Consider the following 13,305-nt stretch of genomic DNA (forward strand, 5'->3'; position numbering starts at 1 on the left):
CGTGGTCTGGATATGCCGTTCATTATGTGAATCAGATCCCTCATGTGCCGCCGGTACAGCGGCGTGCCTGACTGCCCGCCGTGGAGATCAAGGGGGCAGGGTCGATACCTATGAAAAGAAGGAAGAGAAGGAGACGGAAAAGGGGTGGGGACGGTGGGCCCCGGCGTGCGGGACCCACCGCGTAAGCGATCAGCTGTTCCTGGGGACCTCGGTCGGTACGCTGTCCCATTGGCCGGCTAGCCACTCGATCTGGTCGTCGGACAGTGCGCCCTGGAAGGCCCACACGTCGTCCACGGCGCCGGGGAAGTAGCCGCCCCAGGCCCCGCCGGTCTTCTCCCGGCCCACCTGAAGCGCCTTGGTCGCCTTGAACGCCAGCGTGTTGTCCGACCAGGAGATCAGGTCCTGGCAGCCGGACTCGTCGGCATCACCGTCGCCGTCCGCGTCACCGCAGGCGACCTCCTGCAAGCTGCCGTTCACGTACAGGCGGGCCTGCTTGGCGAAGCCGTCGTAGACCACCGCGAGGTGGTTCCACTCGCGGGCATCGTTGAAGTCGCTGTTGCTCACCCGCGTGACCGTGGCGTCCGAGCCGTCCTTGTCCGGCACCGTCAGCTCCCAGCGACCAAGCCCCTCAGGGTCCTTGGCGTCCGGTACGAAGCGGACGCTGAAGGCACTCTCCTTCTCGCCCTGCCCGCTGACCAGCGACACGCCCCGCTTGGGCAGCGCGGCCGCCTGCGCCCACGCCGTGACCGTGAAGCTCCCGCTGGTGTCCACGGGCACCGGGTACATGGACGCGTAACCGCTGGTGCCGTTCAGCTGAAGGCCCTTGGCGTCGACCATGCCAGGGCCGAGCTTCGCCCCGCCGTACAGGCGCATCTCCTGCTCCTCCCCCGACAGATCCGGCGTGCCGGCCGGGCTCGATCCACTGGTCTCCTCGAAGTTCCAGCGGCCCTTGACCAGCGGGCGCTGCTGGAACATCTGCCGCACCTCGTCGGCCGAGACCGGCCGGTCCAGCAGGCGCACGTCGTCGATGCGGCCGGGGAAGTGGTTCGTGACCTGGCCGCTGTAGCTGCCCGCGCCGAGATACAGGGACTGGTCCGCGTAGAAGGCCCCGCCCAGCTTGGCCGAGCCCGCCTTGGAACCGTTCACATACAGCGTCAGAGTGTCGGCCACCGTGTCGTGCACGCCGACCAAGTGCACCCACTGCCGCGTGTACGCCTTGGTGCCCTCGGGCTGCATCGCCCGGATCGGCTTGGCGTCGGCAGAGTCGGCCGAGTACTGGTTGAACGCCCAGCGGTCGTAGGCGGACGAGTAGTACAGCTCGAAGCCGGGCCGGTCCTTGCCCGCCTGCGCGGTGATGATCGCCGCCCCGTCCGGCTTCGTGTCCAGCCGCGCCCACGCGGAGACGGTGAAGCTGCGGGAGGTGTTCACGTGCGGGCCGCTGCTCCGGCCGATCCTGGCGTAGCCGCTGCTGCCGTCGAACCGGGCGGCCTTGCCCGCCACGCCCGTCACACCGGTGGTCACGCCGCCGGAGTACGTGGCCGGCAGAACGCCGCCGTGTCCCGAGACCTCCTTGGCGTCCGCCGCCTCGTCCAGGCCGAAGACGGCGACGGCCGGGCGGCCCGGGTCGCCGACACTCTCGTGCGCACGCAGCTTGTCGACCTCGTCCTGGGCCAGCGGCTTGTCGAACAGCTGCACCTCGTCGACGGCACCGGGGAAGAACGCCGACGGCTTGCCGCTGTAGGAAGCGGCCCCCAGTTGCAGCCCGCGGCGGGCCTCCCACGGCTTGCTGTAAGCGGTCTCACCGACCTTCTTGCCACCCACGTACAGCTCCAGCACGTCACGCACCGAGTCGTACGAGCCCACCAGATGCGTCCACTTCCCCACGCTCACCCCGCCGGGCTTGTCCGCCATGACCCGGGCGATACCCGCATCCGCACTGTCGGACTTGTACTGATTGAACGCCCACCGGTCGTACGCCTTGGAGTAATACAGCTCGAACCCGGGACTGTGGTTGCCCGGCTGCGTGGCGATCACAGCCGCCCCCTCCGGCATCCTCGACAGCTTCGCCCAGGCGGACACCGCGAAGCCGCGGCTGGTGTCCACCACCGGAATGTCCGTGGCCGCGTAGCCGTCGCTACCGTTGAAGGACACCGCCGAACCGCGCACACCGGAGACGCCCGGAGTGGCACCGCCGTGCAGCTGCAGGGCGCGCGCGGGCGTCGAACCCTTCGCCTGTGCAGCCCCCTTCGGCTCGTCCAGCTGCCAGGTGGCCCGCTCGGGCTGACCGGCCCTGACCCGAAACTGGTAGGTGCGGATCTCGCTGCCGTTCCCCGCAGCGTCGAAGGCCTGAGCGGTGACGAAGTTCAGCCCCGGCCTGGCAGGCAGCACCTGCACGCTCTTCGCGCCACCACTGGATGTGCTCACCTCGTTCTTGGAACTGGGGTCGCCGTTGATCCCGTACCGGTAGGACGTCACGTCCTTGTCCGCGGCCTTCAGCTCGAACGCCCCGTATTTACCCACCCCGTCATTCCACGGGTCGCCCGGGTCCTCCGGATCCGAGACCGGATACTCGCCCGAGGAAACCGAAGGAGCCTTGGGGACCTTGGTGTCGTACACGAAATAGCAGCCCGTCGGGTCCCCGGCATACGACCAGGGCGAATACTGTGCCCCGTCATACGAGCGCACGTACCAGTGGATGCTCTTGTTCGTCGGGATGCTCTTCGGCAGGCTGATCGAGAAGTCCGATCCGGACTTCTTCGCCGACGTCCGCCCCGGCTTCCAGCGAGCGATGGTCCCCTTTCCGTCACCAGCGTCCCACTTCGCCTGGAACTGCACCGACACGCTGTCCTTGTCGGGGTCGGTCACGTCCTTGGCGTAGATCTTCCCCAGCGTGCGCACGCGCGCCGCCTTGTCCGGCCTCTTGCACACACCGCCGTACTCCATGCTCAGCTGGGACATCTTCAGCTGGGAGGGCGGACGGTTGTACTTCACCCGCAGAAACGCCCGGTCCGAGAACCGCTTCCACCCGTACGCATCCGACTCGCTGCCCGCCCGCAGCCCGAACGTCATCGTCGACGCCTTGCCGTTGGCGGCGGACTGCACGGCCGACTTCACCGAGAACTCCGCGTCCTTGGCCGCACAGCCGGAGTAGCCGTAGGCGAAGGACTTCGAGCTCAGCTTCTTCTTCCAGAACCCGGAAGCGTTCTGCGAGTTCCAGGTCGTCGAGGACGAGATGCCCTTGGTCTCCCACAACTCCACCGTGCGGTCCGAACAGGACGCCGACCACTTGTTGCGCACCACGAACTCGGCCGACAGGATCGACTTGCCCGCGAACCTCGACACCGGAATGCGATAGAAGAGCCGCTTGGTGTCATGCGGCTTGCAGTAGTACCAGTTGCAGTAGCCCAGGCCCGCGTCACGGTCGCCGTTGAACTTCCACTGCGGCGAGGACGCCCAGTACTTCGACGCCATCGTCCACGCCGAAGCACGCGGCGAGTACCACTGCGGGTCGATGAACACCGGATACTGCGTGTCCTCGCCCTTCAGTACATCCTGGTCAGGAGTGAGCACCAGCTCCTTGCCGCCGTCCGGGACCTCCAGGCCGACGGGGGCCAGCTTTCCCGACTCGCCCGAGGCGCGCTCCTGCTCCTGGCCGGCCTGCGGTGACTCGTCGCCCGCCGCGCTCTCGGGTGCGGCGCGGCGCATCCGCGCGGACGGCCCGGCGGGCGCGCTGTCGGCGCCCGTGCTGGAGTCCCACATCATCGGCGCGGGCGCCTCGAACACCGCGCCATCGGCCCCCTGGTCGGTCGCCTCGACACCCCCTTCGGCGGTCTCCTTCACGTCCATGCCGTCGGCGGCGAGCTTCAGCCGCAGCTCGGCCAGCCCCGAACTCGCGGCCGCCTTCGCCGACTTGACCACCAGGAGCTGCGTGAAGCCATCCGCCTGGGCACCCATGCGCAGGTCCACGTCCGGCAGCACGTCCTGGTACGTGGCCGTGTCCCCGTCGAGCGTCGGCTCGGGCAGCTTCCCCGGCCAGGAGAGCGCGAGCTTGCGACCCGCCTTCTCCATCCGGACCAGCGGCACGTCCCCGCCGCCGGAGAACTCCAGACCCACCGTGGCCACCTTCGGCGCCACCGCGCCGTCCGCGGCCTTCACCAGGTCGGTGTCGACGGGCTTCCACCCCTCGCCCACCCGGGCCCGTACAGGGCGCAGATACTCACGGGCCTCCAGAGCCCCGTCCGCCGTCGCGTGGACATCGCTCGTTTCCCCCCGCAGGGACGTCACTTCGACGGGCTTGCCGGTGCGCCGGGCCTCGGCCTGCGCGGCCTCCGTGGTGCCCACTCCGTCAGCCGCCTCCACCTCCCTGCCGCTCTCCACCGCTCCGGCCCGCGCCACCGGCGCCGCCCGCGCGTCCGGTGCGACACCGGTCAGCAGCGCCCCGGTCACCAGCCCCGCCAGCACCCCTGCAACTCCGCGCGACCGCGCGCGTCTCCACATACCCAACCCGTTTCAGACACGAAGATGAAGATTCCCTTAATGGGTAATCGGACGACGACCGTATGCAGTGGCCACGTAAAGATCGACAGGATCAATGGGGCGTAGCGCACCAATCACACCCTCGAAATGTGACCCTCGCCACGGTTGCCCTCGAACCGGCCCCGACGTCATAACGTTCGCGAAACGCAAGAAAGTTGAGTATGACGTCGCACACGACACATCGCCCCCGGCACGTGCGGCCCCGCCCCTGACAAGCTGTCAACCATGCCCACCACCCCGGACGCGACCACCCGACGTGAGCCTGTGCCGTCGCACGGAAGACCCCGCACCCCGGGGCGGCCGACTGTCCTCCTCGCCCTCTGCGCCTCCCTCTTCACGCTCCTCACCTGGCAGGTCATCACGGACGGCCCCGTACGCCGTCTCGACGAGAGCGTCGGCCGTGATCTGCGGAGCAGCCTCCTGCCGCGCCCCGTCGCCGAACTCTTCGCCGACCTGGGGAACATGACGGTCGCGCTGCCGGTGCTCGGCGCGGTCATCGCGTGCACAGCGTGGTGCGGGCACCGGGCCGCCATGCCCCGCTGGTGGCTGCCCCCGCTGTCCGCGGTCCTCGCCATGGCCGCCGTGCCCGCCCTCGTCGTACCCCTGAAGGCGATCGTCGACCGCGCGGCGCCGCCCGGCATGGACGGCACCGGCTACTACCCCTCCGGGCACACGGCCACCGCCACCGTCGCCTATGGCGCGGCCACTCTGCTGCTCCTCCCCCGACTCCGCACACCCCGCACACGTCGCACGCTGGCCGTCGCGTGTGCCCTGCTGAACCTCGGCGTCGGGCTCGGGCTCGTCTCACGCGGCTACCACTGGCCCGCGGACGCCGTGGCGAGCTGGCTGCTCGGCGGGCTGGTGCTGTCGGCCATGACCGTGGTGTGTACGCGCTGCGAACGGCCATCGGCCGAGGAGTGACCGGCCGCTCGTACGGCTACCGCCCTCGGGCCACGGCCGGTGCGGAGGCCACCCGAAGTAGAGGTCACCCGAAGTACTGGTCGAAGTTCTTCGAGAACTCCCACCCGTTGAACCGATCCCAGTTGATGGACCAGGTCATCAGGCCGCGCAGGGCGGGCCACTTGCCGTGGGGCCGGTAGGAGCCGCAGTTGGTGTTCTTGGTCAGGCAGTCCAAGGCCTTGTTGACCTCGGTGGTGGAGACATGGCCGTTGCCCGCGTGCACCGAGGCGGGCATGCCGATGGCTACCTTCTCCGGGGGCAGGGGCGGGAAGACGTTGGCGGTGTTGCCCTTGACCGGGAAGCCGGTGAGGAGCATGTCCGTCATGGCGATGTGGAAGTCCGCGCCGCCCATCTGGTGGTACTGGTTGTCGAGGCCCATGATCGGGCCCGAGTTGTAGTCCTGGACGTGCAGCAGCGTGAGGTCGTCGCGCAGGGCGTGGATGACCGGGAGGTAGGCGCCCGCGCGCGGGTCCGCGCCCCATTGGCCGGGGCCGTAGTGCTGGTAGCCCAGCTGCACGAAGAACGTCTCCGGAGCCATGGTGAGCGTGAAGTCCGGGCCGTACTTGGCCTTCAGCGTCTTCACCGCCGAGATCAGGTTCACGATCACCGGGGTCGTGGGGTTCTTGAAGTCCGTGTCGTTGGCGTTGAGCGAGAGCGAGTGGCCCTCGAAGTCGATGTCCAGGCCGTCGAGGCCGTACTCGTCGATGATCGCGGAGACGGACGAGACGAACTTGTCCCTGGCCTGGGTGGTGGTCAGCTGCACCTGGCCGTTCTGGCCGCCGATGGAGATCTGGACCTTCTTGCCCTGGGCCTGCTTGGCCTTGATGGCCGCCTTGAACTCGTCCTTCGTCTCGACGTTCGGGCACTCCGTCTTCGGGCAGAGGTCGAAGCGGATGTCGCCGGACGTGGCCGAGGTGGGCTCGCCGAAGGCCAGGTCGATGATGTCCCAGCTGGCGGGGGTGTCCGCGAGGCGCGTGTAGCCGGAGCCGTTGGCGAAGCTGGTGTGCAGATAGCCGACCAGGGCGTGGGCGGGGAGGGCCTTCGTGCCGGTGGCGTCGGCGCGCGCCGACGCCGTCGGGGGCGCCGAGTCCGCCGCGCTCGGCGCGGCGAGCAGGCCGGACGCCGCGAGCGCGAGTGCTGCCGCCGCGGCGAGGATTCCGGGTCTGCGCAGGGGTGAGCGGGAGCGGTCCACAACTGCCTCCGGAGGTGGGGGGGTTGGAGAGCAGGACGCGCTCAAGATGGTCCAGACCAATGCTGTTGTCAAGGCTGTTGTCAGGACTTCGCGCAGCACCGCCCTTGCCGTGGGCAAGGGGTGTCCCGCGGTGCTGACGGTGTCGAAGGAGCTCAGGCCGGAGCCGGAGCCGAGCGGGGGTCGCTCACTCCTCGCGCTCTCCGGCGCCCTTGTCGTGCACCTCTCCGGCGCCCTCGTCGTGCACCTCTCCGGCGCCCACGCCGTCCACAGCGCCCCCGACGCCCTCACCACCCCCCGCCCGCTCGGCCTGCTCCGCCCGCGCCAGCGAAGCCGCCGCCTCGTGCATCGCCAGTTCCAGCAGCGCCGGATCGACCAGCGTGCCGGAGCCGTCCGGTGGGATCAGCCAGCGCACTCCGCCGGTGGACCTGCCTGGGTAGGGGACGACGATCCAGGTGCCGCGACCCGCGCCCCGCACCCCCGTGCCCAGCCAGCGCGCGACCGTGCCCGCGGGGACGAAGAAGCCCATCCGGGAGTCGCCGAAGTCGGCGAGGACCGGCCCCGGCTGGTCCACGACCCGCGCGAGCACGTCGAGCGTGGGGTAGCCCAGATCGCCGGGCAGGATGAGCACGTCCCAGAGCCGGCCCGCCGGGAGCAGGACGACTCCCAGGGGGTTGCGTTCCCACTCCCAGCGGCAGGCGTCCGGATCCGGTGCCACCGACACCAGCCACTCGACCGCCGACTTACTCCCCGTGCCCGTCATGGCGAACCTTCCTCTCGTCGGTCACGCATACGCGTGTCACGAGGGAGAGCGGCCCGGGGGGCGATCATTACGCGGCTTCCGCTACTGAGTGGTAGTGAAGCGCGTCACGGAGGGGAGCGGCGTACGCCGGTGGATGTTCGGGTCAGCTGTCGAAGCCGAGTCCCATCTTGTCCATCGCGCGCAGCCACGCATTGCGGCGCCCGCCGTTCTCGTCGGCCCGCGCGAGCGACCACTTGGTCAGCGCCACCCCGGTCCAGGCGAAGGGCTCCGGCGGGAACGGCAGCGGCTTGGAGCGGACCATCTCCAGGCGCGTGCGCTCCGTGCGCTCCCCCGCGAGCAGGTCGAGCATCACCTCGGCGCCGAACCGCGTGGCCCCCACCCCGAGGCCGGTGTACCCGGCGGCGTACGCGACCCGCTCCCCGTACGCCGTGCCGAAGAACGCCGAGAAGCGCGAGCACGTGTCGATCGCGCCGCCCCACGCGTGCGTGAAGCGCACCCCCTCCAGCTGCGGGAAGCAGGTGAAGAAGTGCCCGGCGAGCTTCGCGTACGTCTCGGGCCTGTGGTCATACTCGGCGCGGACCTTGCCGCCGTAGGGGTAGATGGCGTCGTACCCGCCCCACAGGACGCGGTTGTCGGCGGAGAGCCGGAAGTAGTGGAACTGGTTGGCGGCGTCGCCGAGGCCCTGGCGGCCCTGCCAGCCGATCGCGGCGAGCTGGTCGGCGGTCAGGGGCTCGGTCATGAGGGCGTAGTCGTACACCGGGACCGTGTACGGGCGCACGCGCTTGACCAGGGACGGGAAGACGTTCGTGCCGAGCGCGACCTGGCGGGCGTGGACGCGGCCGTAGGGCGTGCGGATCGCCATGCCCGCGCCCGGCGAGGCGAGTTCGAGGGCCGGGGTGTGCTCGAAGATCCGCACGCCGAGGTCGGCGCAGGCGCGCTTGAGGCCCCAGGCGAGCTTCGCCGGGTGCAGCATGGCGACGCCGTCGCGGTCCCAGAGGCCGCCGAGGAACGTGGGCGAGTCCACCTGCGCGCGCAGCGCCTCAGCGTCGAGCATCTCGACGCTCCCGGCGAGGCCGAGCCCGGCCATCTCCTCGTACACCTCGTGCAGCTCGGCGAGCTGGTGCGGCTGGGTCGCCACGTCGATCTCGCCGGTGCGCTCGAAGTCGCAGTCGATGCCGTAGCGGGCGACGGCGGCCTCGATCGCGTCGAGGTTGCGGGCGCCCAGCTCCTCCAACTGCCCGATCTCGTCCGGCCAGCGGGCCAGGCCGTTGGGGAGGCCGTGGGTGAGGGAGGCGGCGCAGAAGCCGCCGTTGCGACCGGAGGCGGCCCAGCCGATCTCGCGGCCCTCGACGAGGACGACGTCACGGCCGGGGTCGCGCTCCTTGGCGATCAGGGCCGTCCACAGGCCGCTGTAGCCGCCGCCGACGACGAGCAGGTCGCAGCGCTCGTCGCCGACCAGGGCGGGCTCGGGGTCGGGCTTCTTGGGGTCGTCCAGCCAGAACGAGACCGGCTTGGCCTCGGCGAGGGACGCAGTCCAGCGGCGGGTCATGGCGCCAGGGGCCATGATTTCCAACTCCTTCAGGGCTCTTACGGCTCTTACGGCTCTTACGCTCTTACGCTCTTACAGGGATTTCTTGGCGCGGCGCTTTCCGACGACCATTCCTGCCACCACGAGAAGAACGGCAATCAGGAACATCGCCGTGCCGATCACATTGATCTGAACGGGCGTACCCCGCTGCGCGGATCCCCAGACGAACATGGGGAACGTCACAGTCGATCCGGCGTTGAAGTTCGTGATGATGAAGTCGTCGAAGGAGAGCGCGAAGGCGAGCAGCGCGCCCGCGGCGATGCCGGGGGCGGCGATGGGCAGAGTCACCCGCAGGAACGTCTGCACGGGCCCGGCGTAGAGGTCCTGCGCGGCCTGTTCCAGACGCGGGTCCATGGACATCACGCGCGCCTTCACCGCCGTCACGACGAAGCTGAGGCAGAACATGATGTGTGCGATGAGGACGGTCCAGAAGCCCAGCTGAGCGCCCATGTTGAGGAACAGCGTGAGCAGCGAGGCGGCCATGACGACCTCGGGCATCGCCATCGGCAGGAAGATCAGCGAGCTCACGGCGCCGCGCGCGCGGAAGCGGTAGCGCACGAGCGCGAAGGCGATCATCGTGCCGAGCACGGTCGCGCCGAGCGTCGCCCAGAACGCGATCTGCAGGCTCAGCGACAGCGAGCCGCACATGTCGGCGACGCCGCAGGGGTCCTTCCAGGCGTCCGTGGAGAATTCCTGCCAGGAGTAATTGAAGCGGCCCTTGGGTTTGTTGAAGGAGAAGACCGTGACGACGACATTGGGAAGCAGCAGATAACCGAGCGTGAGGAGTCCCGCGATGACGACGAGATTCCGGCGCAGCCAGCGGAAGAATGTCGAGAACGGGGCGAGAGCAGCCATCAGACGAGATCCTCCGTCCCCGACTTGCGGATGTAGAACGTCACCATGAGAAGGATCGCGGCCATCAGGATGAAGGAGAGTGCCGCGGCCGTCGGGTAGTCCAGGATGCGCAGGAACTGCGTCTGGATGACGTTGCCGACCATGCGGGTGTCGGTGGACCCGAGCAGGTCGGCGTTCACGTAGTCGCCCGCCGCCGGAATGAAGGTGAGCAGGGTGCCGGAGACGACGCCCGGCATGGACAGCGGGAAGGTCACCTTGCGGAAGGTGGTGAACGGCCGGGCGTAGAGGTCGCCCGCGGCCTCGTGCAGCCTGCCGTCGATGCGCTCCAGGGAGGTGTAGAGCGGCAGGATCATGAACGGCAGGAAGTTGTACGTCAGGCCGCAGACCACCGCGAGCGGGGTGGCGAGGACGCGGTCGCCGTCGGTGGCGCCGAGCCAGTTGGTGACGTCGAGGAGGTGCAGGCTGTTGAGGGCGCCGACGACCGGGCCGCCGTCGGCGAGGATCGTCTTCCACGCCAGCGTGCGGATGAGGAAGCTGGTGAAGAACGGCGCTATCACCAGGACGAGGATCAGATTGCGCCAGCGGCCCGCGCGGAACGCGATGAGGTACGCCAGCGGGTAGCCGAGCAGCAGGCACAGGACCGTCGCCGCGCCCGCGTAGATCACCGAGCGCAGGAACTGCGGCCAGTAGTCGCCGAGCGCGTCCCAGTAGGTGGCGAAGTGCCAGGTGACCTTGTAGCCCTCTTCGAGGGAGCCGGTCTGCACCGACGTCGACGCCTGGTAGATCAGCGGCAGCGCGAAGAAGACCAGCAGCCAGAGGATGCCGGGGAGCAGCAGCCAGTAGGGGACGAGGCGGCCGCGCCTGCGGGGCGGGCGCGCCGGGGGCTCGTCGGCCTCGGGGGGCGCGGCCTTGGTGAGGGTGGTCACGCGTCCTCCTCGACCTTCTCCACGCCCGCTTCGGCGTCCTGACCGGCGTCGAGCCCGAAGGTGTGGGCGGGGTTCCAGTGCAGGACGACCTCGGCGCCGGGGACGAGCCGGGTGTCGCGCTCGATGTTCTGCGCGTACACCTCGAAGGCGTCGCAGACGGGGCTGTCGACGACGTACTGCGTGGAGACGCCGATGAAGCTGGAGGCGGCGATGCGGCCGGTGATGCGGTTGCGGTCGGCGGGGATCGCGCCCGCGTCGTCGGCGTGCGCGATCGAGATCTTCTCCGGGCGTACGCCCACCAGGACCGTGTCGCCGGTGCCCGCGGTCGCCGTGCATCGCGCCGTGGGCAGCGTCAGCTTGCCGCCGCCCGCCTTGAGGAACACGTCGTCGCCGCTGACCTCGGCCACCTCGGCCTCGATGAAGTTGGACGTGCCGAGGAAGTTGGCGACGAAGGTGGTGCGCGGGTTCTCGTACAGGTCGGCGGGGGCGCCCTGCTGCTCGACGCGGCCGCCGTTCATCACGGCGACGGTGTCGGCCATCGTCATGGCCTCCTCCTGGTCGTGCGTGACGTGCACGAAGGTGATGCCGACCTCGGTCTGGATGCGCTTGAGTTCGAGCTGCATCTGGCGGCGCAGCTTCAGGTCGAGGGCGCCGAGGGGCTCGTCGAGGAGCAGCACCTTGGGGTGGTTGATGAGGGCGCGGGCGACGGCGACGCGCTGCTGCTGGCCGCCCGAGAGCTGGTGCGGCTTCTTGCGGGCCTGCTCGCCCAGCTGGACCAGGTCGAGCATCTCACCGACCTGCTTCTTCACCGACTTGATGCCGCGCCGGCGCAGGCCGAAGGCGACGTTCTCGAAGATGTCGAGGTGCGGGAAGAGGGCGTACGACTGGAAGACCGTGTTCACGGGCCGCTTGTAGGGCGGCAGCGCGGTGACGTCCTGCTCGCCGAGGCGGACGGTACCGGTGCTCGGCTCCTCCAAGCCCGCGATCATGCGCAGGGTGGTGGTCTTGCCGCAGCCGGAGGCGCCGAGCAGCGCGAAGAAGGAGCCCTGGGGCACGGTGAGGTCGAGCGGGTGCACGGCCGTGAAGGAGCCGTAGGTCTTGCTGATGCCGCTGAGGCGTACGTCGCCGCCGTGTTCCGCGGCTTCGTGGGCAGTCGTCATGTTGGCGTCCCGAGGAATTCGATGAGGTGTACGTCAGGAACCGGTGAGCTTCGCGAACTTCCCCTCGTACGCGGCCTCTTCCTTGGGGCTGAGCGAACGGAAGGCGTGCGACTTGGCGGCCATGGCCTTGTCGGGGATGATCAGCGGGTTCGCCGCGGCCTTGGGGTCGATCTTCGCGAGCTCCTCGCGGACGCCGTCCACGGGGCACACGTAGTTGATGTAGGCGGCGAGGCGGGCGGCGGGTCCTGGCTCGTAGTAGTAGTCGATGAGCCGTTCGGCGTTGCGCTTGTGGCGCGCCTTGTTGGGGACCAGGAGGTTGTCCGTCGAGGTCAGGTAGCCGCTGTCCGGGACGGCGAACTCGATGTCGGGGTTGGAGAGCTTGAGCTGGACGACGTCACCGGCCCAGGCCACGCACGCGGCGAGGTCGCCCTTGTCGAGGTCGGCGGTGTAGTCGTTGCCGGTGAAGCGGCGGATCTGCTTCTTGTCGACGGCCTTCTGGAGCCGAGCGGCGGCCGCGTCGAAGTCGTCGTCGGTGAACTTCGCGGGGTCCTTGCCGAGGTCGAGGAGGACCATGCCCATGGAGTCCCGCATCTCGGAGAGGAACCCCACGCGCCCCTTGAGCTTGGGGTCGTCAAGGAGCTGCGACACCGACGTGATCTTCTCTCCGTCGGTCGCCTTCTTGTTGTACGCGATGACCGTGGAGATGCCGGTCCAGGGGTACGAGTAGGCGCGCCCGGGGTCCCAGTCGGGCGAGCGGAACTGGGCGGACAGGTTGGCGTAGGCGTGCGGCAGCTGGGCCGGGTCGAGCTTCTGCACCCAGCCGAAGCGGATCAGGCGGGCGGCGAGCCAGTCCGTGACGCAGATCAGGTCGCGGCCGGTGTCCTGCCCGGCGGCGAGCTGCGGCTTGACCTTGCCGAAGAACTCGTTGTTGTCGTTGATGTCCTCGGTGTACTTGACCTTGATGCCGGTGCGTTTCGTGAACGCGTCGAGGGTGGGGCGCCGCTCGTCCTTGTCGACGTCCATGTACTCGGTCCAGTTGGAGAAGTGGACGCGCTTGTCCTTGTCCGAGCGGTCGTCCGCGGCGATGCCGCCCTCGCCCTTGCCGGCCGCGGGGATGCCGCAGGCGCTCAGGGCGCCGAGCCCGCCCGCGGCGAGCAGGCCGCCGGCGGAGGCGCGCAGCACCGAACGGCGGCCGATCGCGGCGGAGCCGCCGCGCAGGGCGCGCCGTGCGGCGGCGAACTGGGCCGGGGACAGGGAGTCGGGCTCGTAGTGCTCCATGCGCTTGCTGCCCTTTCGGGAGGTGAGCGGGCGGGCGCCGTCCGGTCGCG

The 13,305-nt window shown here is 69.4% G+C and carries 8 protein-coding genes and 1 pseudogene; 1 reads left to right on the top strand and 8 read right to left on the bottom strand.

The features are described from left to right. Positions 1-189 precede the first annotated feature (189 nt). On the bottom strand, positions 190-4,497 hold the full coding sequence (locus QUY26_RS10095; protein WP_289945188.1) for a LamG-like jellyroll fold domain-containing protein: 4,308 nt from the start codon (positions 4,495-4,497) through the stop codon (positions 190-192). A 264-nt stretch (positions 4,498-4,761) separates the two neighbouring features. Here QUY26_RS10095 and QUY26_RS10100 point away from each other — a divergent pair, with 264 nt between their 5' ends. Continuing rightward, on the top strand, positions 4,762-5,457 hold the full coding sequence (locus tag QUY26_RS10100) for a phosphatase PAP2 family protein (protein WP_289945189.1): 696 nt from the start codon (positions 4,762-4,764) through the stop codon (positions 5,455-5,457). 64 nt (positions 5,458-5,521) lie between these two features. On the opposite strand, the pseudogene QUY26_RS10105 reads toward QUY26_RS10100, so the two are convergent. From QUY26_RS10105 to QUY26_RS10135, 7 genes and pseudogenes are all read right to left on the bottom strand, one after another. Further along, a pseudogene (locus QUY26_RS10105) lies at positions 5,522-6,592 on the bottom strand (chitinase); the annotation flags it as partial. A gap of 280 nt (positions 6,593-6,872) precedes the next feature. Continuing rightward, complete coding sequence (locus tag QUY26_RS10110) at positions 6,873-7,448, bottom strand: hypothetical protein (protein WP_289945190.1); 576 nt, start codon at positions 7,446-7,448, stop codon at positions 6,873-6,875. A 142-nt stretch (positions 7,449-7,590) separates the two neighbouring features. After that, the gene (locus QUY26_RS10115) at positions 7,591-9,012 is read right to left on the bottom strand and encodes an NAD(P)/FAD-dependent oxidoreductase (protein ID WP_289945191.1); all 1,422 of its coding nucleotides are present in this window, start codon (positions 9,010-9,012) and stop codon (positions 7,591-7,593) included. Between the two features lie 57 nt (positions 9,013-9,069). Beyond that, positions 9,070-9,891 carry an ABC transporter permease gene (locus QUY26_RS10120; protein WP_289945194.1) on the bottom strand — a complete coding sequence of 274 codons (822 nt, stop codon included), beginning with the start codon at positions 9,889-9,891 and terminating at the stop codon, positions 9,070-9,072. Next, complete coding sequence (locus QUY26_RS10125; RefSeq protein ID WP_289945197.1) at positions 9,891-10,817, bottom strand: ABC transporter permease; 927 nt, start codon at positions 10,815-10,817, stop codon at positions 9,891-9,893. The genes QUY26_RS10120 and QUY26_RS10125 overlap by 1 nt, the downstream gene beginning before the upstream one ends. Then, positions 10,814-11,977 carry an ABC transporter ATP-binding protein gene (locus tag QUY26_RS10130; protein WP_289945198.1) on the bottom strand — a complete coding sequence of 388 codons (1,164 nt, stop codon included), beginning with the start codon at positions 11,975-11,977 and terminating at the stop codon, positions 10,814-10,816. Before QUY26_RS10130 ends, QUY26_RS10125 begins: the two co-directional genes overlap by 4 nt. A 33-nt stretch (positions 11,978-12,010) precedes the next feature. Continuing rightward, positions 12,011-13,255 carry a polyamine ABC transporter substrate-binding protein gene (locus QUY26_RS10135; RefSeq protein ID WP_289945199.1) on the bottom strand — a complete coding sequence of 415 codons (1,245 nt, stop codon included), beginning with the start codon at positions 13,253-13,255 and terminating at the stop codon, positions 12,011-12,013. Positions 13,256-13,305 lie beyond the last annotated feature (50 nt).

This window comes from Streptomyces flavofungini, assembly GCF_030388665.1.
Classification (GTDB): domain Bacteria; phylum Actinomycetota; class Actinomycetes; order Streptomycetales; family Streptomycetaceae; genus Streptomyces; species Streptomyces flavofungini_A.